General features: G+C 44.0%; 17 protein-coding genes, 1 other RNA gene and 1 pseudogene. 16 read left to right on the forward strand and 3 right to left on the reverse strand.

The window, feature by feature from the left end; all coding sequences use genetic code 11:
- Positions 1 to 53: 53 nt before the first annotated feature.
- The 10 genes and pseudogenes from ssrA (at position 54) to EV146_RS06470 (ending at position 12,929) form a co-directional block, all read left to right on the forward strand.
- Positions 54 to 413, forward strand: a transfer-messenger RNA (tmRNA) gene (ssrA, locus tag EV146_RS06430).
- A 282-nt stretch (positions 414 to 695) separates the two neighbouring features.
- Positions 696 to 1,466, forward strand: coding sequence for a DeoR/GlpR family DNA-binding transcription regulator (locus EV146_RS06435; RefSeq protein WP_132003517.1), 771 nt, complete (start codon positions 696 to 698; stop codon positions 1,464 to 1,466).
- A gap of 727 nt (positions 1,467 to 2,193) precedes the next feature.
- Positions 2,194 to 3,174, forward strand: a complete 981-nt coding sequence (locus tag EV146_RS06440; protein WP_132003520.1) for an ABC transporter substrate-binding protein — start codon at positions 2,194 to 2,196, stop codon at positions 3,172 to 3,174.
- Between the two features lie 80 nt (positions 3,175 to 3,254).
- Positions 3,255 to 4,814 carry a sugar ABC transporter ATP-binding protein gene (locus EV146_RS06445; protein ID WP_132003523.1) on the forward strand — a complete coding sequence of 520 codons (1,560 nt, stop codon included), beginning with the start codon at positions 3,255 to 3,257 and terminating at the stop codon, positions 4,812 to 4,814.
- A gap of 89 nt (positions 4,815 to 4,903) precedes the next feature.
- Positions 4,904 to 5,806, forward strand: coding sequence for an ABC transporter permease (locus EV146_RS06450; protein ID WP_241993838.1), 903 nt, complete (start codon positions 4,904 to 4,906; stop codon positions 5,804 to 5,806).
- 102 nt (positions 5,807 to 5,908) lie between these two features.
- Positions 5,909 to 6,913: pseudogene (locus tag EV146_RS28360) on the forward strand (glycoside hydrolase family 32 protein); the annotation flags it as partial.
- A 3-nt stretch (positions 6,914 to 6,916) separates the two neighbouring features.
- Positions 6,917 to 9,481 carry a glycoside hydrolase family 32 protein gene (locus tag EV146_RS06455; protein WP_373566054.1) on the forward strand — a complete coding sequence of 855 codons (2,565 nt, stop codon included), beginning with the start codon at positions 6,917 to 6,919 and terminating at the stop codon, positions 9,479 to 9,481.
- Positions 9,482 to 9,636: 155 nt separating this feature from the next.
- The gene (gene xylB, locus EV146_RS06460; RefSeq protein ID WP_132003526.1) at positions 9,637 to 11,115 is read left to right on the forward strand and encodes a xylulokinase; all 1,479 of its coding nucleotides are present in this window, start codon (positions 9,637 to 9,639) and stop codon (positions 11,113 to 11,115) included.
- Between the two features lie 107 nt (positions 11,116 to 11,222).
- Positions 11,223 to 11,414, forward strand: a complete 192-nt coding sequence (locus EV146_RS06465) for a YbxH family protein (RefSeq protein ID WP_132003529.1) — start codon at positions 11,223 to 11,225, stop codon at positions 11,412 to 11,414.
- A gap of 180 nt (positions 11,415 to 11,594) precedes the next feature.
- On the forward strand, positions 11,595 to 12,929 hold the full coding sequence (locus EV146_RS06470; protein ID WP_132003532.1) for an allantoinase: 1,335 nt from the start codon (positions 11,595 to 11,597) through the stop codon (positions 12,927 to 12,929).
- A gap of 361 nt (positions 12,930 to 13,290) precedes the next feature.
- Here the strand turns inward: EV146_RS06470 and EV146_RS06475 are convergent, their stop codons facing one another.
- On the reverse strand, positions 13,291 to 13,860 hold the full coding sequence (locus EV146_RS06475; RefSeq protein ID WP_132003535.1) for a hypothetical protein: 570 nt from the start codon (positions 13,858 to 13,860) through the stop codon (positions 13,291 to 13,293).
- A gap of 90 nt (positions 13,861 to 13,950) precedes the next feature.
- On the opposite strand from EV146_RS06475, the gene EV146_RS06480 reads away from it, so the two are divergent.
- On the forward strand, positions 13,951 to 14,949 hold the full coding sequence (locus EV146_RS06480; protein WP_132003538.1) for a DUF418 domain-containing protein: 999 nt from the start codon (positions 13,951 to 13,953) through the stop codon (positions 14,947 to 14,949).
- Between the two features lie 52 nt (positions 14,950 to 15,001).
- On the opposite strand, the gene EV146_RS06485 is transcribed toward EV146_RS06480, so the two are convergent.
- The gene (locus EV146_RS06485; protein WP_121611098.1) at positions 15,002 to 15,412 is read right to left on the reverse strand and encodes a VOC family protein; all 411 of its coding nucleotides are present in this window, start codon (positions 15,410 to 15,412) and stop codon (positions 15,002 to 15,004) included.
- A gap of 348 nt (positions 15,413 to 15,760) precedes the next feature.
- Between EV146_RS06485 and EV146_RS27440 the strand changes: the two genes are divergently transcribed.
- The 5 genes from EV146_RS27440 (at position 15,761) to EV146_RS06505 (ending at position 22,638) form a co-directional block, all read left to right on the forward strand.
- Entirely contained in the window at positions 15,761 to 15,904 is a 144-nt protein-coding gene (locus EV146_RS27440; RefSeq protein WP_181215829.1) for a hypothetical protein, read from the forward strand.
- A gap of 158 nt (positions 15,905 to 16,062) precedes the next feature.
- Positions 16,063 to 16,515 (forward strand): MarR family winged helix-turn-helix transcriptional regulator, encoded by a 453-nt coding sequence (locus EV146_RS06490; protein WP_132003541.1) that lies wholly within the window; start codon positions 16,063 to 16,065, stop codon positions 16,513 to 16,515.
- Positions 16,516 to 16,530: 15 nt separating this feature from the next.
- Positions 16,531 to 19,662, forward strand: coding sequence for an MMPL family transporter (locus EV146_RS06495; protein WP_132003544.1), 3,132 nt, complete (start codon positions 16,531 to 16,533; stop codon positions 19,660 to 19,662).
- 328 nt (positions 19,663 to 19,990) lie between these two features.
- Complete coding sequence (locus tag EV146_RS06500; protein WP_132003547.1) at positions 19,991 to 21,169, forward strand: glycerate kinase family protein; 1,179 nt, start codon at positions 19,991 to 19,993, stop codon at positions 21,167 to 21,169.
- Entirely contained in the window at positions 21,079 to 22,638 is a 1,560-nt protein-coding gene (locus EV146_RS06505; protein ID WP_132003550.1) for an SLC13 family permease, read from the forward strand. The genes EV146_RS06500 and EV146_RS06505 overlap by 91 nt, the downstream gene beginning before the upstream one ends.
- A gap of 47 nt (positions 22,639 to 22,685) precedes the next feature.
- Here EV146_RS06505 and EV146_RS06510 read toward each other — a convergent pair whose 3' ends face one another.
- A complete protein-coding gene (locus EV146_RS06510; RefSeq protein WP_258235859.1) occupies positions 22,686 to 24,326 on the reverse strand; it encodes an alkaline phosphatase in 1,641 nt (546 codons plus the stop codon).
- Between the last annotated feature and the right edge of the window lie 157 nt (positions 24,327 to 24,483).

Genomic DNA, 24,483 nt, shown 5'->3' on the forward strand with positions numbered 1-24,483 from the left:
AACAGCTTTTGCTCGGGTAGCCGAGTTTCCTAACGTCTGTTTATATTCTATATGGGGACGCTACGGATTCGACAGGGGTAGTTCGAGCTTAGGTTGCGAGTCGAGGGGATCGGCCTCGTAAAAACGTCAAAGCCTATAACTGGCAAAACTAACAACAACCTCGCTTTAGCAGCCTAATAGGCCTTTAGCGGTTCCTCCCTCCATCGCCCATGTGGTAGGGTAAGGGACTCACTCTTAGTGGGCTACGCCGGATTCCACCGCCTGAGGATGAAGGAAGAGAACAACCAGGCTAGCTGACCGGCCGCCTGTCGGCAGGCAAAAGGATCAGTGAAGCGCGAATATGTCGACTACACTCGTAGAAGCTTAAGTGACGATATTTCTGGACGAGGGTTCGACTCCCTCCGTCTCCACCAAATACATATTTGGTGGTTTTTTATTTTTATTAATCACATATAAATCCTTAGACCAAGAGCAGTCAGCTCTTGGTCTATTTTTATGTCTTCCAGGTTCATAATTTAAAATTGAAAAGCGAATAGAGAATCTGTAATAATTAATTTATAGTTATTAAATCGTGTATAGATTAAATTAACTAAGTGCACAGGAGAATCCTGAGACGAAACGGTAAGTCTTACAAATTCCAGGGTACTTTATTAACCTGAAAATGACAGCGCTTTATAGATTGAGGAGGAAGAGTTTTGCTTATATCTGAACGGCATCAATTAATTTTAAATCTATTAAAAGAAAAAGAAAATGTGACGGTGCAGGAGTTAGTAGAATTGACTAATTCCTCTGAATCCACTCTTCGTCGTGATTTAGATCAGCTAGAGAAGCAGAATTATCTGAAACGGGTTCATGGCGGAGCCTCCCTATTGCACAGAAAACGGGAAGAACCAAGTGTTGGTGAAAAAGTCACTCAAAATCATGAAGAAAAGGCTGGTATAGCCAGACATGCGGCAGGTCTCGTCCAGGATGGCGACTGCATTTATATCGACGCCGGGACAACCACTTTTCAAATGATTAAGCATCTAAAAGGGAAAGAAATTCTCGTTGTGACGAATGGAATTGATCATTTAGAAGCGCTGCTTGAAAATGATGTTTGCACATATGTTATAGGCGGGTTTGTAAAAAAGACGACAAAAGCAACAGTCGGCCGCAATGCAATCGAAGGGATTAAGAATTACAGGTTTGACAAATGTTTTATGGGGACAAATGCTATTCATTATGACTTGGAATTAACGACTCCAGACCCGGAAGAAGCACAAATTAAAGAAAAAGCCATTAGCTTGTCACGGGAAGCTTTTATTTTGGCAGACCATACAAAATTTGGTGAGGTTTCTTTCTCCAAATTCGCAAAATTAGAGCAGGTAAAAATTATTACCAATGCAGATGAATCCATAAATATGGAGAAATATATGGAGAAAACGGAGATTATCAGCATAAAATCTCTGGCAAAAGCTCCTTATTAACCTCAATAAAACAACCAAAGCTGGAATCCTGTCTATTTTAGACCGGACTACCAGCTTTTTTTGTTGTCCACATACTTAATAGTTTACCCTTTTAAAGTTCACTGTTTAATTTAGAAACTCTGTTGATTGAGCAGAAGGTTCGAAAATTATGCGGGAGAAGGAGGAACACCAAAGGCGCGTCAGGCTTTGAGGAGCCCTGCCGGAGCGAAAATGAACAATCTAGCCAGCAGAACCGAATAAGGAAGTAATTTAAATAAAAACTCAAATTTTCTTTCGAGAGTATTTTAACAACTTTTTTTCTCTATAATAATTTGTCGGTTTTAAATTAGGGATTTATTTTAGAAACCAACGACTGCCAATAAAGATCGTCTAGAATGCAATCTAAGAAATAAGGTTCTCAGTTATTTGGATATAGTATTTTGAAGATTATGAAATTATTGACAACTAAAAACAATCATACTATAATCTGAATTAATCGAAAACGGTCATAAAAAACCAAAAACACGCAATCATCTAAACAGCTAAAGAACTTTTTGGATAAATGGTCAGTGTTTTTGAAAGCACCGCCTCTTAAGCCAAGGCAAAATTATATAAAAAAAGGCAGGAACAAGTTTGGTGGGCACCCAGCAACCTTTTAAGGAGGTGATGAAGTCAAGAAATGTAAACGCTAACAAACAGATGGAATTCAAATGGAACATTTAAATCGCGAACTAACAGGGGGATTAAAATGAGAAAAAATGTAAAAACATTCCTGGTACTTGCTTTGATGCTTGCAATGGGTATTATGACTGCGTGTACAGCAGCTCCCAAGTCCTCAAGTGAATCTGCTAATGAGAGCAATGGAGAAAAAGATGATGGAAAATTAACGATTGGTTTAAGTGTGGGTACTCTTGCAAATCCTTTCTTTGTTGCGATGGGAAAAGGTGTTGAAGAGGCAGGCAAAGAATTAGGAGCAGATGTTTTAGTAGAAAGTGCTGAATATGATCTTGCTAAACAAACCTCCCAAATTGAAAACTTCATTACGAAAAAAGTGGATGTTATTTTATTAAATGCTGTTGATACGAAAGGCATTGCGGCAGCCGTACAAATGGCTAAAGACGCAGGGATCCCCGTGATTGCGGTCGATACAAATGCTGAAGGAGGAGTGGACGCCACGGTCACTTCTGACAACTATCAGGCTGGTAAGCTGGCCGGGGAATATGTCATTGAACAATTAGGAGGAAAAGGAAATATTGCCATTATTGATGGACCTCCAGTATCTGCGGTGACAGACCGAATCAAGGGGTTTGAAGATGCCATTAAGGATTCTGATATTAAGGTCATAGCAAAGCAAAACGGGGAAGGCAACCGTGAAAAGGCACTCACAGTTATGGAAAGTATTTTGCAAGCAAACCCGTCAGGAACAATCGACGCGGTGTTTGCCATTAATGATCCGGAAGCCATCGGGGTTGAAATTGCCCAGGAGCAAGCTGGCCGAAAAGACGAGTTTTTTATTGTAGGTGTAGATGGCGCTCCTGAAGCTGCTGAGGCAATGGCAAAAGAAGGGAGTTCAATTAAAGCAACCTCCGCTCAATCACCGGCGGAAATGGTCAAAAAGGCTGTAGAGATCGGCATGAAAGTGAAAAATGGCGAAAAGGTTGAAGAACTAATAAAGGTTCCAGTTACACTTGTTACTCAGGAAGAATTAGATTCCTACAAAGGGTGGTAACTCCTTCGACCATAAGGCTGATAAGGGGATAAAACCCATACTCAGCCTCTTTTCAATTAAAAAAGGGGTGAGGAAAAAGCATGGCTGTCAAAGAAATGCTGCGGAATGTTCTCCATGAGCTAAAAGATCCGGTGCTGCATATGGAAGGGATAAGCAAAACGTTCTCCAGTGTAACCGTATTAAACAATGTGAAGATTGAGCTTTACCCTGGTGAAGTACATGCCTTAATGGGAGAGAACGGTGCAGGAAAGTCAACTTTCATGAAAATATTGGCCGGTATCCATACGCCAGATGATAATGGCGGGCAAATTTATTTGAAAGGCAAACCGATTTTATGGAAGGATCCGGTGGAAGCAAGGAATAAAGGGATCAGCGTGATCCATCAGGAGTTAAATCTATCTCCTAACCTGACGATTAGTGAAAATATTTTAATGGGGTCGGTCTTCCCGAAAAATCGGCTTGGATTGGTGAAGTGGGAGGAGGTCCATAATCTGGCACAAAAGGTACTCGATCAAATGGGGTCTAATCTTAACCCTCGCCAGCTGGTATCGACCCTGAGTGTTGCCCAGCAGCAAATGGTGGAGATTGCACGGGCGTTATCCTTTAAAGCCGAGGTTCTCATAATGGATGAACCGACCGCCTCTTTAACAGATAAGGAGATCAAGAAGCTTTTTGACATTATTGGAGACTTAAAGAAACAGGGTGTTTCCATTGTCTATATATCTCACAGAATGGAAGAAATATTTAAGATTTCGAATAGGTTTACGGTCTTGCGTGACGGTGAGTGGATTGCAAGCGGCCCTATTGAGGAGACAAACCCGGATCACCTCGTAAAGCTAATGGTAGGCAGGGATTTGAAAGACCTGTTTAACCGAGAGAAGCCGTCTCATCCTCAAGCTAATGGCCAAAAGGCTGCCCCTGTTTTGGAACTGAGAAATATCTCGGACAACACGATCGTCAAGAATGTTTCCTTAAAACTGTTCCCAGGTGAGATTGTGGGTTTAGCAGGACTTGTGGGTGCAGGAAGAACAGAGTTAGTCAGGGCTTTATTCGGTGTATCAAACTTGAAAAGCGGAGAAATATTGGTAGGTGGAGCATCTGTTAAAATCCAATCTCCAATCGATGCCATCGCGAATGGAATTGCGCATGTGCCTGAAAGCAGGAAAGAGCAGGGATTATTTTTATCCATGTCAGTAAAAGAGAATATTTTAATGGCTGAACTGAAAAAGCATTCAAAGTCAGGAATTGTCAGCTGGAAAGAAGTCAACGCTGCCGCTGACAGTTATATCAAGGAGCTTAACATTAAAATCGCCTCTCCGGAACAGCAGGTATCAAACCTGAGCGGCGGTAATCAGCAAAAGGTTGTAATTGCAAGATGGCTGTCCATTGCACCTAAAGTATTGCTGCTCGATGAACCGACCAGAGGCGTTGATATTGGAGCAAAAACAGAAATACACAAAATTGTTTCGGGCCTTGCCGAAAAAGGAATGGCGGTTTTGATGATTTCATCCGAACTCCCGGAAATTTTGGGAGTAAGTGACCGAATTCTTGTCATGAGTGAAGGCAGGATAACAGGGGAACTTTCGAGAGAAGAAGCCACACAGGAAAAGATTATGTACTTAGCCACAAGAGGGGAGTAAACAAGATGAGGGGAAATACGCAAACCATCTCGCAAAAGCCAGGCTTTCATATAGGGAATGCTCTTAACGGATTATGGAATCGTTTAGGGATGATCATGATTCTTATTCTATTATGTGTTGTCCTGTCTTTTACAGCACCCAATTTTTTAGACACGGCGAATATGTTAAATGTTTTAAAACAGGTTTCCATTATTGCTGTACTTGCAGCTGGAATGACGATTGTTATTTTAACTGGCGGAATTGATTTATCAGTAGGGTCCACCGTAGCATTATCGGGCGTTATTTCCGTCATGGCCTCTTCGGCAGGCGTGAATCCATTTGTTGCCATGTTATCCGGTGTGGCTGTCGGGTATGCCGTCGGACTGATTAATGGTTTTTTCACTGCTAAGACAAAACTTCCTGCGTTTATTGTTACGCTTGGCAGCTTCACCTATGTCCGCGGCCTTGCTTATGTCATTAGCGGAGGCTATCCGATCGTTCTTCAAAATGAAACGTTTAAATTTGTCGGCGGCGGAGCGATTTTTGGAATACCAACACCTATTTATATCATGCTTTTCGTGTATGTTGTTATGTTTTTTATCCTGAAATATACGATGTTTGGCCGGCACATTTATGCAATTGGAGGAAATGAAGAAGCGGCTCGTTTAACAGGGATTAAAGTGGAAAGGTCACTGATCAATGTGTATTCGATCAGCGGATTATTGGCAGGCTTAGGTGGTGTTGTTTTAGCAGGAAGACTGTATTCCGGACAGCCAACTGCAGGACAAATGTATGAGCTGGATGCCATTGCTGCTGTTATCCTGGGCGGAACGAGTTTAACGGGCGGAAAAGGGAAAATACAGGGAACCATTATCGGGGTTTTAATTATGGGAGTTATTGGCAATGGTCTAACGTTAATGGACGTGAACTTTTACTGGCAGCTGGTCGTTAAAGGCGCGGTAATAGTTGCAGCTGTTTTATTGGACCGCTTACGTGGAAATAGTGCAGCTTAATTTCATCTAAGACAAGCACACCAAGATAAAAACAATTTATTGAAAGGTGTGGAGTTTGTGCAACGAAAACGAAAGCTGGGCTTTTTGGTCATCTGTTTTCTAATGGCTATGCTGCCGTCAAAGGGGATTCTTGCTTCAAACGAAGATTATTATAATGAGCCATTTCGCAACCAGTTCCACTTCTCCCCAGAGGCTAATTGGATGAACGATCCAAATGGTATGGTTTACTATCAGGGTGAATACCATTTGTTTTATCAGTATCACCCATATGGGACAACATGGGGACCGATGCACTGGGGCCATGCAGTAAGTGAAGATCTTATACACTGGGAACACTTGCCGATTGCGCTGTCACCTGATGAAAATGGCCAGATTTTTTCAGGAAGTGCGGTCATTGACTGGGACAATACAGCTGGTTTCGGAAAAGAAGCAATGATTGCCATCTTTACCCATGCGGGAGAGAAAGACCAGGTTCAAAGTATTGCGTATAGTCTTGATAAAGGGAGAACATGGGAAACATATAAGGGAAACCCAGTGATGCCTGATCCACCTATCCCAGACTGGCGTGATCCTAAAGTCTTTTGGCATGAAGATTCAAATCAGTGGGTCATGTCCCTGGCGGCAAAGGATAAAATTATGTTCTACACTTCGCCAAATTTAAAAGAATGGAAGTTTGCAAGTGAGTTTGGCCAGGATGGAGGAATACAGGCAAACAGTCTTGATCAGACATCTTATGCCATTTCTTCGCAGTCGGGAGGCTCCTTTAGCTATGAGGGTGAAATCACTCTTAATGAAAAGAACGGACGTGAAGGTTCGGGAGGCCTAGTATTCCGGGCAGACAAGAGCGCAAAAAATGGATATGTTGTAAGCCTGGATGCAAAAAATGACAGGATTATGTTAAGCAAAAATGTAGATGGAACAAATGAGGAGTTGGCGAGGAAATCTTTCCCCCTTCATACTTCAGCTGCCTATCATGTAAAGGTGGAAACGAAAGGAGAACATATTCAAGTATTTGTTAATGGCCAGTCCATCATCGAAAAACTAGATTCAGAATTCGATTCTGGTTTTTATGGATTAACTGCTTGGAATTCAACCGCTGCCTTTCGGAATGTGAAATTTCAGAATACAACCAGCTTCCAAACCAATTTATCTAAATGGAAAGTTGTAAGCGGTTCCTGGACGGACAGTATGGAAGGAAAATCAGGGTCTTCTTTAGAGGATGCGTTTATCATCAGCGGGCAAATAAAAGATAATTTTATATATGAAGCAAGTATTAAGGTGTCTGGAACAAAAGGTGGCAACGGTGCAGGTGCCCTTGTATTTCGAGCCGATCCCATGGCTGCAAACGGTTATATGGCGAATATAGATGCTTTAAACAACACAATGAAAATGATGAAGCTGGAAAATGGAAAAATCTCTGTTTTAGCCGAAAAGGAAATGAATATAGAGGCGGAACAGGCTTACAACCTAAAAGTAAGTGCGATTGACGAAAATATAAAAGTGTATCTTAATGATCAGCTAATACATGACATTGTTGATGGCAGCTATAGCAAAGGCCAATTAGGATTGAATGTTTGGAACTCCTCCACAACTTTTCAAAACGTACAATCTAAAAATGTCATCATCACGGACGACAAAGAAATCATCAACCACGACTTCGAAGCAGGCGATTTAACTGGATGGAAAGTCATTCAGGGGAATGCTTTTACAGATGATCATGTAACAGACACAGCCTCATATTGGGGTGGTTCGTTTGAACATCAAGGAAGCCGGCATTTATGGGGGTTTTCGGATCTCCACCAGGGAGACGATGCAACAGGTGAACTGCGCTCCTCCTATTTTAAGCTTGATGGCAATGGGGAAATAAACCTTCTGATTGGAGGCGGCAATGGGAGCAATCGCTACGTCTCTTTAGTGAGAGCATCTGATGACCAGGAATTGATCCGCCAAACCAACACTAAATTTGCAGATGAAAAATATAAAAAATATGTTTGGGACGCTTCTGAATTTATTGGAGAAGTGTTATATATCAAAGTTGTGGATCAGGCTGCAGGCGGATGGGGCCATATAAATATTGACGATGTGAATGTTTATAATCAAGGGCCAATGCCAAGCGAGGTGGACCAGGTCGCAAAAGAGCCTGATAAAGGTGAAGCAAAACAAAACGGCATCCTGACAGACTGGAATGCTGTTTCCGGGGAGTGGATCCCTTCTACGAATGGCAGCATCGGCGGAATCTGGGAATGCCCCGCTCTAGTTGAATTGCCCATTGACGGCAACCCTTCCAAAACCAAATGGGTGCTCCAGGTAAGCATCAATGATGGAGCTCCTGCCGGCGGGTCCGGGATGCAGTATTTTGTAGGGAACTTTGACGGAAAAACGTTTAAGAACGATAACCCTTCAGATCAAGTATTATGGACAGACTATGGAGCTGATTTTTATGCTGCAGTTGATTGGAATGGTATTGAAGGAGAAAACGGAGAAAAATACTGGCTTGGCTGGATGAGCAATTGGCAATATGCCAATCATACTCCGACGTCAACCTGGAGAAGCTCTAATACTCTGCCAAGGAAGATGGAGCTGACACAGACCGATGAAGGCTTGAGGTTAAAACAAACTCCTGTACCTTTAAATAGCATCCGGGAGATGAATAAAAAAACGTCATACACAAATGAAATCATATCCGGAGACAGCTCCCTTCTTTCTCAACTGTCAGGTGATACATTTGAAATGATCGCCGAGTTTGATGCCAATGGCACAAAAGCAACTGAGTTTGGCTTTGAGGTGCGCAAAGGGGACAGAGAATCTACAACCATCGGTTATGATGTAGGCAATAAGAAATTGTTTGTCGACCGGAGCCATTCCGACAGTTTTGATTATGGAAGCAATGTAATAGATAAACACCAGGGGCCATTAAATAGTTCAAATGGAACCGTGAAAATGCATATTTTCGTAGACCGCTCTGCGGTAGAGGTTTTTGGAAACAACGGTGAAACTGTTATTACCGATCAAATCTTCCCCGATCCTTCAAGTAATGGATTAAACATTTACAGCAAGGGTGGGGAAGTTACACTAAAGTCGCTGGAAATATACCCTTTGAAGAGCATATGGAGGGATAAAAGCCCCTTTAAATCAAATTTATCCAACTGGACTCCTATTAATGGCAAATGGGCAAATACGATCAATGGAAAACAGGGGCAAAGTGATGGGGATGCCTTCATCCTGACCAATCAGATCGGGAAAGATTTTAAGTATGAAGCTGATATTAAAGTCTTGGACAGTGATTCACATCCAAACGATCCTGAGCGGGATACCGTACAGAATCCAATTGGTGCAGGTGCCTTGGTTTTCCGCTCAGATGCTTCTGCTAAGAATGCCTATGCTGTAAATATTGATGTAAAAAATGACGTTGTTAAGCTCATCAAATTTGTGGATGGGAAGGGGTATGTTGTAAAGTCCTATAATAATGAGGGGAATTTGAACCTGATACCGAACACAAGCTATCACCTCAAAGTCACAGCAGCAGGTGAAAGCATCAGAGCCTATTTGGATGGCAGGCTGGTTATCGATGCAAGGGACCCATCATTTACACAAGGGTTTATGGGCTTGAATGTCTGGGACTCCACAGCAGTCATGAATCATGTAAAGTATAAGGAAATAAAAGCAAAAAAGTAAGGGATGAATGGAGAATTCTTTTTCTCTCATGCAGGAGATTATAGCATGAAACACAGAATGTTAAGATGGAGCTGCCGGATGGCCGGCAGCCTCCTTTTTCTTTTAAAAAGAAGGAAATATGTTGAGAAATTTAAATCCGGAAAGGATGCACTCTATTGAATTATTTGCTTGGAATAGATTTAGGAACTTCTAGCGTAAAAACATGCCTGATTGACCAAGCTGGAACGGTGTGGGCTTCAAGGAGTGAACCATATAGAATAAACAGTCCAGCGAAAAATATGGCAGAACAAAATCCCGAAGAATGGTGGTTAGCCGCCAAAAAGACCATCCGGTATTGCCTTCAAAAACTAGAAGGAAGTAGGGGAGAAATCACTGGTATTGGATTCTCCGGCCAAATGCATGGCTTAGTGGCACTAGATAAAGATCATCAAGTAATAAGACCAGCCATTATTTGGTGTGACCAAAGAAGCCAGGAGCAAATTTCTTCCATATATAATATAGTCCATAAGGATGAACTGGGCAGGCAAACACTCAATACCCTCTCTCCCGGTTTTTTGCTTCCATCATTAATGTGGATAAAAGTAAATGAACCTTTTCATTATGAAAAAATAGATAAAGTGGTTCTGCCTAAAGACTATATACGATACAGATTAACGGGTGTGATTGGTACAGACTCCACAGATGCTTGCGCAACATTAGTATTTGACACCGAAAAAAAGAAATGGGCTGAGGAATTATCAAAGAGATTAGGCATTGATACAGCTATTTTTCCCGAATGTCATGAGCCATATGAGGTCGCGGGATACGTAACACAATCTGCAGCTGATGAAACTGGATTAACTCCTGGGGTTCCTGTCGTGTACGGCGGAGGAGACCAGCCCATGCAGGCAATCGGGAATGGCATCCTTTCCCCGGGGACCATTTCCTGTACGATTGGTACCGGCGGGCAGCTCTTTACCCCTGTCAATGAACCTGTATATGACAGGCTATTTCGTACAAACACCTTTTGCCATGTTAATAACTGGTATATCCTTGGAGCAAATTTAAGTGCAGGCCTTTCTCTAAAATGGCTGATGGAAAATATCTTATTTGAAGAAAATATGGCAGAGCTAAACGCAGAGGCCGGAAAAATTCCGGTGGGGAGTGACAGGCTAGTGTACCTGCCATATTTAAATGGAGATCGAACACCCCATTTGGACCCTGACGCTAAAGGGATGTTTTTTGGCCTTCAATTGAAACATAACCGCTACCACATGGTAAGAGCCGTGATGGAAGGTGTTGCTTTCTCACTGCGTGATTCGTTGGAGATTTTTAACCATTTAAATGTACCTGTCGAACGGGTCATCGCTTCTGGCGGTTTTATCCAGAGTGATTTATGGATGCAAATTGTAGCAGACGTTTTTCAAAAAAGGATTTCAACTACTTTGACGAAAGAACATGCCTGTATGGGAGCGGCCATTATGGCAGCAGTCGGTACAAATGCTTTTAAATCTATAGAAGAGGCAGTAAAGGTAATGGTAAAGCCTAGTGACAGGGAAATAGAGCCTAATGAAAATAACGGAAAAATCTACAAGGAGCGATATGAACTATTTAAATCTCTGTATATTAAAAACAAGGAGCTTTTTAGGAACTAGAACTTGCTCTTCCTGCATGAAAAGCATTACTATATCCGATGGCAAATATTTGAGGGGTAATTGAGAGATAATAATTCAGTGGTTAAATTTTTCGTGGGAGTGATCTTGTGGGTGCTGTCGAAAGGAATGGGTTCCGGTTTGAGCCTGAATACAGTGTCATTAACCAAAATGGTGCCATTCATGTTTATAAGAATGGAGATTTTATTGAAGAAATAACCTTTTCTTTCTCTGGAAAATTCCCTGAGCTGGATCAAATTGAGCGGCTTGTGGATGAGTATTGTGAACAGCAGGGGATATGAGCATTCATACTAATCAAGCATTGCCTACTTTTAAACGGTGAGCAATGCTTTTTTGTTGTTAGTTTTATTCAGAAAATTAAGATAGTACTGTTGATTATCTCCACACCTTAGTGTTATTCTGAAATTAGAATAATTCTAATCTTAAGGCTATGTACATAAATCATTTAAAGGGTGGGGAGTATGAGCGGTTACGATAAGATCATAAGGAATGGCTTGATTGTAAGTGAAGATGGAATTAGAAAGAGTGATATCGGCATAAGAGATAGAACGATTGCTGAAATTGCCGATGGGATTGTAGGAACTGCAGCTGAAGAAATCAACGCCGAGGGGCTCCACATCCTGCCCGGATTAATTGATACGCACGTTCATTTTAATGAGCCGGGAAGAGGGGAATGGGAAGGTCTTGAAACCGGCAGCCAAAGCCTGGCAGCGGGCGGGGTTACGACTTTTTTTGACATGCCTTTAAACAGTACGCCGCCGACCACGACGCCTGCTGCCTTTGATCTGAAAAAAAATGCCGCTGACAGGAAGTCGATCATTGATTACAGGCTTTGGGGAGGCATGGTGCCGGAAAATCTGGATGAACTTGAAGAGTTGCATAAAAGAGGGGTAATTGGTTTTAAAGCTTTTATGTCTAACAGCGGGATTGAGGATTTTGGTTATTCAGAAGATGTGACGCTTTTTCAGGGCATGCAGCAAATAGCCCGGATGGGATCCATTTTAGCGGTCCATGCTGAAAGTAATTTGATTACCCAGCAGCTGTCCGACCACATGAAACAGAATGGCCGGCTTAATGTCCGGGACTACTGCGATTCAAGGCCAGTTCTATCTGAAATGGAAGCAGTCAGCAGAATCCTTGCCTATGCCGATGCAGCAAAGTGCAGGCTGCATATCGTTCACGCGAGCTCCTGCGAGGTTGTCTCCTTGATTTCCGATGCAAAGAAGCGGGGCATTGATGTGACTGTAGAGACCTGTCCGCATTACCTTTCCCTTACGGTGAGCGACTTTGAAGAATTGGGTCCGATTGCAAAATGTGCCCCGCCCCTAAGGGATCAGGAGCATGTAGAATCCCTCTGGAATTTGGTGAAATTAGGAGAGGTTGATATTATCGGCTCCGACCATTCCCCATCGCCGCTCCATTTTAAAAAAGGAAAAGGCATCTTTGAAGCCTGGGGAGGAATTTCAGGGGCACAGTCAACTTTAAATGTGCTTCTTGAGGAAGGCTACTGGAAAAGAGGCGTACCCCTTGAGAAAATTATAAAGACAGCCTGTGTGAATCCTGCGAAGAGATTTGGCCTCGACAAAACAAAAGGGAGCATATCCATCGGAAAAGATGCTGATCTTGCAATCATTGACTTAAAGCAGTCCTTTACCTTAAAGGAAAGCGACCTCCGATACAGGCATAAATATAGCCCGTATGTGGGCAGGACATTCCGTGGAAAGGTGCTGCTTACCATAAGCAATGGAAACATTGTTTTCGGTGAAAAGAAAGCAGCGAATGAGGCACTTTCATAATAATTTAAAACACATTACTCGTCATGAGTGCAATGTGTTTTTTTTCTTTGCTAATACTGTTGTTTAAGGAATGGAGTAGGTGTTTGTCACCGATTGGACACCGACTTTTCAATAAACCCATATAATCGATGCATAAAGCGGAAAAATGTATCGATAAATTTCAATAATCGATCGATAAAGTCGGATGATCGATGTTAAAGCGGAGGGACCGATTTATGGTTAATGAAAAAGGCGTCTAAGCGTCGCTTTTATAAAGAAGTACCCAAATTTAAGATGCTAGATGGTCAGCATGCGGATATTTTCGCATTAACCTCTCGCTGGCCGTTAAAACGCCACCTGCAGTACATATACCGGGTTCCTTTTATTCTCCCTGCTTTTTTGATTTGATTTTAAGAAACAGCCTGGTCGCCCACAATGAAATAAAGGCAACTGCAATATCAATCAGGAATAAAAAAGTGAGATTCATGCCATTATGCATTTTTAACAGTCCCAGCTCCTTTGAGACATAGCCGAATCCGTAGGCAAAGATAATGGAGGCGCCAATTCCATAAAGATAGAAATTCTTGCTTTTATTGGTACAATACTGATAAAGCAGCATAAAGGTGACCGGGAAAATCACCGCTGTCACGGAAATCCCGCCTGGAACAGCCTGCAGGAGGCTGTGCGGGTGGGCAAGGAAATTACAGGAAGATAGAATATAGTCGGCATTGGACCATAAAACATGGGCTGTGTAGCCATAAAAGGAGATCTCGAACAGCCTGCGTTTATCGACTTTAAAGTACAGGTACAGGAGCGGCAGCAGGATGGCAGCAAGGTTAAACCAAAAATACCATGTATCAGGTCCGGAATACTGATTCCAAAAACGAGTGGTCGCCTCGGACAATTGCTCTTTATAATGATAGATTTCGCCGTACAGCTGCTTTTCACTCATGATTTTGCCCCCTAACCATTCAAGTTAGCCATTTTGTTCTATTTTCCGTAAATGTCCATCATTTTATTCATATAACAGGGGGGGATTCCGTTGAACTCCATTAAGACCGCCAACAGGATACATACACTGGACTATTTGAGGGGATTTGCCCTCCTTGGGATCCTCCTGGTGAACATCCTTCCTCTGCTTTCAGTTCAGATTACCGTCTCGCTGACCGCAGATGCCTCTTACTGGAAATTTCTTTATCTATTTGTAGAGGGGCGCTTTTATACAATCTTTTCTTTTTTGTTTGGAGTAAGCTTTTATCTTTTTATCACAAGAGCAAATTCACGGAGAAAAAATAGCACCGTGTTATTTTTACGAAGAATTCTTGTCATGTTTCTTATGGGTCTCATTCATTTCAGCTTTCAGCCTGGAGAGGCGCTGACAGTCTATGCGGTTTGCGGTTTGCTGGTACTTCCTTTTTACAAGGTGAAAAAAGAAACGAACCTGATGGTCGGCTTAACCTTGTTAATAGGGCTAAGTGTCCTTGCGATCAAACCGCTGCTGCCGATTCCCTTGATTTTACTGGGTTTGACAGCAGGGCAGTATCAGCTGTTTGAAGATTTAGCCAGTAAAAAGAAGCAGGTTGCTTTTTTTACCGGAATGATGGGTGTTTTGTCGGTCATTGGACTTGTCTATCAATATCAGCAGGCTTCTTTTGAGAATTACACTTTTTATCATATTGGAATCATGATTGGCCCCGCAGTTTCGGCTTTTTATGTTGGGATGCTGATTCTACTTTTAAATATCCCGGTTATTCAAAGGATTTTAACTCCTTTAAAAGCCTATGGGAGAATGGCCTTGACGAATTATCTGCTGCAGACGGCACTGATTTTGATCATTGGGGCAATGCTTGATGTATTTGGACAGATTACTTATATGGAGACCCTCTATGTATGTGCAGTCATTTATGGTATTCAGCTCGCGTTCAGTTCCCTATGGCTGCGTTATTTTCAGTTTGGGCCGTTCGAATGGATCTGGCGGGGGCTGACCTATTTAGAGATGCCGCCTCTTGTAAAAAAAGAGACAAGAAAAGACGCCAAATAAACAGGCGTCTTCTCCCTAAAAAAACTGCAGGCAATAACCTGCAGGGTGAATGTTAATCTTTTTGATAATTAAGATCCCAGATTACTCCGTAAGGATCCTTGACCTTTGCAAATCTGGCTCCCCAGAAGGTATCCTGAAGCTCCATGACCGGTGTGCCTTTTTCGGTCAGCTTTTTGTATAAACTGTCAATTTCATCATCGTTTTCCAATTCCAGCGCCAGGGAAATATTGCTTCCAATGGTCACTGGCTGGCCAGGAAATCCATCAGAGAGCATGACGGTAAAATCCCCTTTTTTGAATTGAGCATACATAACAAGCTCATCCGCACCGGGAGGAGTTGGGTAATCCGCCTCGCCGTAGGTCTGGACATTGACAATTTCTGCTCCAAACACATTTTTATAATAGTCCAGCGCTTCTTTTGCCTGTCCATCGAAGGTAAGATAAGGTGTTGCCTGATGCTTCATCGATAACACTCCTTTTATATGTCCCTGTCGTGCACCTTAGAAGCTTGAACAGAAACCCCCTGATTCATACCTTGAATGATGAAATCTCTATGTATCGCGGTAAAATAAAAAGGACGCCCCGAAAGGCGTCCTTGCGTATTGGGGCGACTGACTGCACGCCACATCGTGCATTTCCAAAAGGAGTGTCGGTCGACTTATCCAATTCAGCTCATCGCTCAATAAATATACCATGCTTGCAGGTGAAAAGGCAAGTTCCAATTATTGCTTATTGCTTGATTCCTCCTCGATGATGTTTTAATTCAGCGGATGTTGGTTAAACCAAACATAAACAGCATTAGGAGTGGTCATATGGCAAAGAAAGTGGAGGAAATGAAGTTTTGTGAGCATTGCAATAAAGAAACCCTTCATGTTGTAAGGGAAGATGCACTGGAAATAGAGTTTTTATGTACAGAGTGCAACGAGCAAAGTGATGTTATCAAGACCTTCTTTTAGTGGAATGACAAAGGACTTGCCTTTAAAGGTGAGTCCATTTTTTATATATAAAACGATTCTTGACAACAGAGATGAAGGGGACTATAGTTATATTCGTTAATAGTTAAACAGTTGAACAGTTTATAAATAAAACCATCGTAAGTGAGGTGATTTTACATATGCGTGAAAAACATATTGCTGAATTGGTGGACCGTTATATCAGTGTGTCCTTCTCAGTGACGAAGAAAGCGGAGGCATTGATAAAAGAACAAATTGGCAATGATGGGGATCTGACCAATGACCAGCACTATACATTAAGGTACATGCACCGTGCCGGCTCCTGTACCTCTTCCGAACTTGCCGAGGTATTCGAGGTGAAAAAAAGCGCCATTACAGCCATCATTAATCGAATGTGGGAAAAGGGTCTCATTCAGCGCACCCGCGACGAGAATGACCGCCGTGTCGTTTATCTGACGCTGACAGACAAGGGCAAGGAGCTCTATTTAAAAACAGAAGAACGGATCACCAGGCTTGTGAAGTCGTTTATCACGAGCTTTGATCAGGAAGAAATCGAACAATTTATCAAGACCTACGAAAAACTAAACGAGATTCTCATAAAGAGCAAAAATTAACAGGGGGAATAAACTTTGCAAGGAATAATTAAAAGTAAATGGTTTGTGCTCGTTGCCTGGATTGTGGTCGCAGCAGGGCTGTTCTTTGCTGCTCCAAACATGGCTGACCTTGTTCGTGAAAAAGGTCAGGTTTCCGTTCCGGATGAATACTCCTCAACGATGGCTTCTAAAATCATGGAAGAGGTGCAGAATCAGGAAGGCGGTGGAGATGGAACCTCGGTCGCACTTGTTTTCCATAATGAAAAAAAGCTCACCCAAACAGAGATAAAAGAAGCGGAAAAAGCGATCCGTTCTCTGGAGAAAAATAAAGATGAACTGGGAATCACTGAAATTCTGACTCATTTTAATGAGGAGAATCTTAAAGATCAGCTGGTATCTGAAGACGGAAAGGCCATTCTAGCTTCTATTTCGATCAATTGGAAGGAAGGCCAGGAAGCAGAGGAACTGAGCGATGCATTATATAAAACCATTGATGATGCCAAAGTAGACCACTACTATACAAGCAACTGGATGATCAATGACGATTTGATGAAGAGCTCCGAGGAAGGGCTAAAGAAAACAGAAGGAATCACGGTTGTTTTCATCCTGGGTGTACTCCTGCTGGTTTTCCGGTCTGTCATTGCACCAATCATCCCATTGGTAACAGTTGGATTCAGCTATCTGGTTTCACAGTCCATTGTCGCCATGCTCGTCGACAAGTTTGATTTCCCGCTTTCCAATTACACGCAAATCTTCCTCGTTGCGGTGTTATTCGGGATTGGAACAGACTACTGTATCCTTCTGTTAAGCCGTTTTAAAGAGGAACTGGCACATACAGAAAGTGTGCCTGAAGCGATTGTCTCAACGTACAAGAATGCAGGACGCACTGTATTTTTCAGCGGTTTGGCCGTAATGATCGGCTTTGCTGCAATTGGTTTCTCCCAATTCATTCTCTATCAGTCGGCAGCGGCTGTAGCCATTGGGGTTGCCTTGCTGATTATCGCTTTGTTTACCCTTGTGCCTTTCTTCATGGCTGTGTTGGGGCCAAAGTTGTTCTGGCCATCCAAAAGCACTGCAGAACATGGGGAAAGCAAGCTGTGGGGGGCTGTGGGGAGATTTTCCCTTGCACGCCCGCTCCTTTCCCTGCTGATTGTGGCCGCTGTGTGTGTCCCGTTTTTGGTCACCTACGACGGGGAGCTGTCGTATAATTCTCTGGAAGAAATTTCGGGGGATGTCTCCTCCATCAAGGCCTTCAATGCCATTGCCGGCAGCTTTGGCCCTGGTGAATCCATGCCAACGCAGGTCGTCCTCAAGAACGATGATAAAATGGATACCGCGGAATACATCAGTCTGGCGGAAAAAATCAGCCAGGAACTTGAAAAGGTTGATCTGGTTGACAAAGTCAGATCTGTCACAAGGCCAACAGGCGAGCCAGTGGAGGATCTTTACGTCTCCAAACAGGCAGAGACGCTTGAATCAGGTCTTGGTGAAGGGAAGGACGGACTCAATCAAATCAGTGACGGGCTACATGAGGCTGGCAGCGAGCTGGCCAAATCAGAGCCTGAATTGAACGGGGCAGTAGATGGAATCAATGAATTGATTACCGGAACAGACGGAATCAAATCTGGTTTGTCCGAAATTCAAACCAACCTTGCTAAAATAGAATCAGGAATTCGCCAGGGCTCTGCGGGCTCGGATCAAATCAAAGCAGGTCTGGCACAATCAAAAGCTGGTGCTGAGGAATTGCTGGCGGGGCATAAGGAACTTCTTGCCGGCTATAAAACCATGCAGGGCACTCTGTCACAGCTCAATACAGGCTATCAGCAGACTGGCGCGGGCCTTGAGCAGATGTCCGCTGGCATCGCCCAAATCCAGAATGAACACTTCCTCTATTTAGAAGGCAAGTATGCTGGTCTGGCAGAGGAAGAAGCCTATCAGGGAATTAAGGGCGGCGTTCAAACGCTGCAGCAGGAGCTTCCTAAGGTTTCAGCAGCGTTAAATGAGTTAAATGCAGGTCTTTCGCAAATTAACGGCGGAATGGCCACGGCCAATACAGGTTTCGAGAAAGCTGTTGGAGGCCAGGGAGATCTGGCTTCAGGATTGCAGCAGTTGATTGATGGAATTGAAGAGCAGCAAAAAGGATTGAACCAGCTGGCTGATGGTCAGGGACAAATTATCAGCAATCTGCCGAAGCTTACAGACGGGCTAAGCGGAATCAGCAGCGGCCAGCAGCAGCTTCTTGACGGCTTCGGCCAGCTCGGCGGCCAGCTGACACAATTGACCGACGGACTAACGGAAAGTGCAGATGGGCTGGACCAGGTTTCAGAAGGTCTTGGTTCAGCGCAGGAATATCTGTCTGGTTTGTCAGAGTCTGCCGCAGACGATAGCTTCTATCTTCCGCAGGAAGTACTGGAAAGCAAGGATTTCGAGCAGGCGCTTGATGCTTATATGTCCGAAGACCGCAAAGTGATGACCCTGGACATCATCCTTGAAGCCAATCCATACTCAAATGAAGCCATGGCTCAAGTGGATGAAATCGAGGCTGCCGTCGACAGGGCTGTCAAAGGAACAAAGCTTGAAAACGCCGATGTTGCCATTGGCGGGATTACTAGCACCAATGCGGACTTAAATACGATGTCATCCAATGATTATTCACGTACGGTCGTGCTGATGCTTGCAGGTATCTCGATTATCCTGGTGTTTTTATTCCGGTCCATCATCATGCCTGTCTACCTCATTGGATCCCTGATTTTAACCTACTATACTTCAATGGCGATAAATGAGGCATTGTTCGTGAATATTCTCGGCTATACCGGCATCAGCTGGGCGGTCCCATTCTTTGCATTTGTCATTCTTGTCGCCCTCGGCGTCGACTACAGCATATTCCTGATGGACCGTTTCAATGAATATAAAAATCTATCAGTCAGCGATGCCATGCTGCTGGCAATGAAAAAAATGGGTACAGTCATCATCTCTGCAGCCGTTATCCTTGGAGGAACGTTTGCTGCCATGATGCCTTCCGGAATGCTGTCACTGCTGCAAATCGCTTCAATTGTTCTTGTCGGACTGTTTTTGTACGCGATGATCATGCTTCCATTGTTTGTGCCGGTCATGGTGAAAAACTTTGGCCAGGCTAACTGGTGGCCTTTTAAAAGGGCAGAAAACTAATAAACTATGAATCTATGAGGCTGCCGGGAATCCCGGCAGCTATTTTTATGTTTTCCTTCGCTAGAGGTAAGGTTTAGCCGTGTATTGTCACGCAGCCCCTTTATATATGACCACTTCTTTTTTTCGGCCAGGAGCGCAGACCTCTACGGCTTAACCTTTCTCTTTTCAAGTACCTCAGTTCCACCTGTCACCTCCTGATTGCCCCCCCACCTTAAACTCTCTCCCTTTTCTCATCAATTTATCATTTGGCTATAAGAAGATTTTCTTTTTCGGGCGGTATGATCCTATTAACTTAGTAAAAAACCAAAATTCCAAAGGAGGAAAAATAATGAAGATTGTGTTGATTCCATCAGGTTTTAAAGAATGTCTTGGTGCGGAGGATGTAGCCCTGGCAATGGATAAAGGCATCAGGCGGGTTGACCCGAATGCAGATACTGTCATCATTCCAATGATTGACGGTGGAGAGGGGTTTGCTAAAACGATTGTAGAGATAAAAAAGGGCAGGCTTGTCCAAACAATAGCTACAGGTCCAGTCGGGAAGAAGATTATGAGTCATTTTGGTGTCTATGAGGAGGACGGAATTGTAACCGCTGTAATTGAAATGGCTGCCGTGGCAGGCTTGAAACTGGTTCCCCGCCACCTCAGAAACCCGCTTGTGACGACAACGTATGGGATTGGCGAATTAATAAAAGCGGCATTGGACTTGAATGTAGACCGAATCCTGATCGGCTGCGGCGATTCGGGTACATCCGACGGCGGGGCGGGAATGGCTCAGGCACTTGGTGTCCGGTTTCTTGATCAAAACCATCAAACCCTTGAAGTAAATGGAGGAGGAGATTTATGCCGAGTTGCTTCGGTGGATTTATCCCGCCTTGATCAGCGGCTCCAGCATGTAAGGATTGATGCCGCCTGCAACTGGCATACACCCTTGTGCGGGACTAAAGGGGCGGCCTATATATTCGGTCCTCAAAAAGGCGCGTGTCCTGAGGATGTGGAACTGCTGGCAACAAGTTTCGAACGATATGCGCATCTCATACAGGAAGCAGCGGGCATGGATGTGAGGGATATGCCGGGAAGCGGAGCCTCGGGCGGATTGGGCGCCGGGTTGGCGGCATTTGCGGGAGCGCATCTGAATCCCCGCTATGACATCATCATGAAATATATCAATATCGAAGAACATATCCGGAATGCGGATGTAGTTCTGACTGCAGAAGGCTGTCTCGACTATCAGACCCCGTATGGCAAAATCCCTGCTGAGGTTGCCAGGATTGCAAAGCTGTCGGGTGTCCCGGTGGTGGCTATGACAGGTACGATTGGAAAAGGGGCAGATATTAATTATACCAACGGAATTGATGCGTATATGAGCATCATTCAAAAACCGGCAACCCTGGAAGTGGCAATGGAAAAGGCGGCAGTATGGATAGCGGATTGTGCGGAAACAACATTGCGGCAAATGAAGATCGGCTATCAAATCGCGGAGCGGATCTACAAGAGGGAATTGGCATGATGCCATACAGCCGTGTTGATCGGTACCACTCGCAGGTCCAGACTAAAAAACAGGAGCATACAATGACTGTTTCCCGCCGTCAGCTTTTTGCTGCTGGATGTGCGTTAGCCGCATGTGCCATCTTTTTCCTTCCGGAGGGTCTCGCTTATGAGGGGAAAATCGCTCTTCTTGTTTTCCTTCTTTCGATGGCGATGTGGATCGGGACAACATTGCCGGCAGGGTATGTGGCAATATGTGCACTGGCAGCCACCATTCTTTTAAAGGGGGCGGAACCGGAACTTTTATATCAATCACTATCAGCTGAAGTGGTTTGGCTGATGATCGGTTCCTATGTTCTGGGAGAAGGTGTGAAACAGTCTGGATTGGCTGGGAGAATGTCTGCCGGGGTTTTGCGCCGGGCACAGAATCCAGATAAACTTTTTTTCTGGACCATGCTTGCGCTGCAGCCACTTGCCTTCTTCATTCCGTCGACTTCCGGGAGGGCCGCGCTTACGCTTCCGATTGTAAAAAATCTGTCGGTGAGACTGAAAGAGAAAAATCAGAAACAGGCTCTTGCCGTCCTTGTCCCTTCAGTGATATTAATGACGACTTCAGCGTCGCTTATCGGGGCGGGCTCTCATTTAATTGGCCTTCAGCTATTAAAGGAAGCTACAGGAGAGGGAATATCCTACTTGAAGTGGGTTTTATGGGGGGCACCCTTTGCGCTGGCCATGAGCATGATTGCGTTCGCAGTGATAAAGGGATATTTTACAAAAGGAAAATCACAAAGCTGGAAGGCTTTTAAAGAACCGGCAAGCGTACAGGCCGATTCCCCCGCTCCCTATTCGAAGAATGAAAAAAAAGCCCTGTACATTATAGGCGGTTTAGTCATCCTTTGGATGAGTGAAAGTATCCATGGTTTTGACATTGCCTTCATAACCATCCTGGGAGCAGCTGCTTTAATGGCTCCTGGAGTGGAAATAGTAAGCTGGAAAGATGGGGTGAAATCCGTTTCCTGGAGTTTAATTTTGTTTGTCGCCGCCGCGAGTGCCCTTGGAACCAATCTGGTAAGAACCGGGGCAGTCGACTGGGGAAGCGGGAAACTGTTTCAGTCATTGGAACTGATTGGGAATTTTCCGGAATGGCTGGTCCTGATGGTCATCTTGCTGGTGGGAGTTACCTCCCATCTGTACATCACCTCACATACAACGAGGGCGGTGGTCATGATCCCAAGTTTATTGCTCTTGAGTGAAACACTTGGAATGGATGCCGGCACAGTTGTATTTTTAAGCCTGGTGGGGATGAACTATTGTATGACTTTTCCTGTCAGCTCGAAAGCTTTGCTGGTTTATTTTGAAGAAGAGGAAATCAATTATCAAGCCGGCGATTTATTGAGGCTAAGCTTGATTTTAATGCCCATTTACCTGTTTGTCATGATCCTGTTTTATTTTACGTATTGGCGATGGACTGGAATGGGGCTTTGGGTTTAAGATTAAAGGAAGAAGGTGCCCTTTAACGGGGCACCTTCTTTGAACGTTTATTTTGCAAGCCTTAAAGCATCCTCGGAGATATAGAAGTCTTTCCCATTGTAAACGTGAATGGTATTGACTTTCTTTTCCTTGCCGTTTTGAATGACAATATTTTTGTTTACCGGGAATTCGATTGTCCTGTTGCCTTTTTCTGCAACAAGTACTGGGTTTTGGGCATCGCTTAAGTCGATAGTGGCTTTGTAGCCTTTATTCTTCAATGCCTGCTGGCCGTTCGTATACAGCTCTTTTGTGAGCCTGTTTAAATCAAAGTCCATGAATTGGGCCATTTTTTTAGCAAGGTCTGTATTTTCTACCAGGCCTGTAGGTCTTTGTGGCCCGTACGAATAAAGGAACACATCTTCACCCGTATGGCCGCCTGTTGTGAAGCCGAGATTGGCACGCTCAGCCAGCATCTTGGACATATCGGAGCCAACATTCCTGGAAGCAAGAAGCTTTTGGCGCTCTTCTGCTGTCAGATCATCCAGACCATAAAGCTTGGCCACCTCATCAAGATTCGATCTGTCCGCCTTCAGGTGGCTAAGCGCTCCTTCAATGGTCAGCTGGGCTTTTTTCAGTGGATCGATATAAGTGGAAACCGGAATTTCAGGGTAGTTGGAGTTCGTGTTCAGATTCCCCATTGTAATCCCGCTGTTTCCATGGTCACTTACGGCAATCACCATGGTGTTTCCATCCTTCTTGGCAAAATCAAGGGCTTCCTTGACGGCATCATCAAAACTCAATACATCGCTGATCATTCCGACAGGGTCATTGGCATGGGCAGCCCAGTCCACTTTGCTTCCTTCTACGAACAGGAAGAATCCATCCTTATCCTTATTCAAAGTAGTTATTGCCTTTTTCGTCATTTCGGCCAGCGTAGGCTGCTCTGGCTTGGTTGCCTTCCTGTCGAAATCATAAGCCAATGCGCTTGGTGCAAATGATCCCCAGATTTTATTGGATTTTGTCCGTAGAAGTTCATTGCGGCTCTCGACAATGTCATAACGATTGTCTTCCAGAACCTCAATCAAGTTTTCTCCATCTTTCCTGGCATTTTTTGAAGTCCCTGGGGACAGTGATTCCTTGCCGCCGCCTAAGACAACATCCATATTTTGATAGACCTGCTGCTCGGCGATATCGCCGTAATTGCTCCGGTGTGTAGCATGAGCCGAGAAACCGGCCGGTGTGGCATGCTGGATTTCAGATGTGGAAATAATTCCTGTCGCCTTGCCCTTTTGCTTCGCCCCTTCGAGCACATTCGCAACGGGACGCAGGGCATCTTTAGCAGAAACAGATTTTAAACCTGGCGTATTAACAACAGCCGGCAAAATGCCTACAAATTTGTCATTCGATTTATTTCCAGTAGCAAGGGCAGTCGCTGCAGGGGCGGAATCCGTGATGGCTGATTCTGCAGAATGGGTTTTGACACCGCCGGCTACCATTTCATCAAGAGCAAGATTGTCGCCTTTATACCATCTTGAAAGAGTTGTAGCGCCCGCACTTGTTCCATCCATGACCATCATGATGACATTCGTCGGTTCTTCTTTTTTCCTCTTTGCCTCCGCTTTTTCGCCATTCGCCGCAAAACCTAGCGAAGAGATCGCTACCGCGCCGGCCAGCGTTATTCCTGCTATTCTTTTACTCACTGTATTCAATTTGTTCTCCCCCATGTAAGAATATGTATTAACATGTCCATCTTAAATAAAGATTATTAATTTAATAATGTTGTTTTATTAAGGGAGTATAAAAATGTATAAATATTTTGTAAAAGGGCAAGGGATATATTGCCATGTGCACATTCGTTTACAAAGG

The sequence above is a fragment of the Mesobacillus foraminis genome, from assembly GCF_004340465.1.
In the GTDB taxonomy this organism is placed as follows: domain Bacteria; phylum Bacillota; class Bacilli; order Bacillales; family Cytobacillaceae; genus Mesobacillus_B; species Mesobacillus_B foraminis.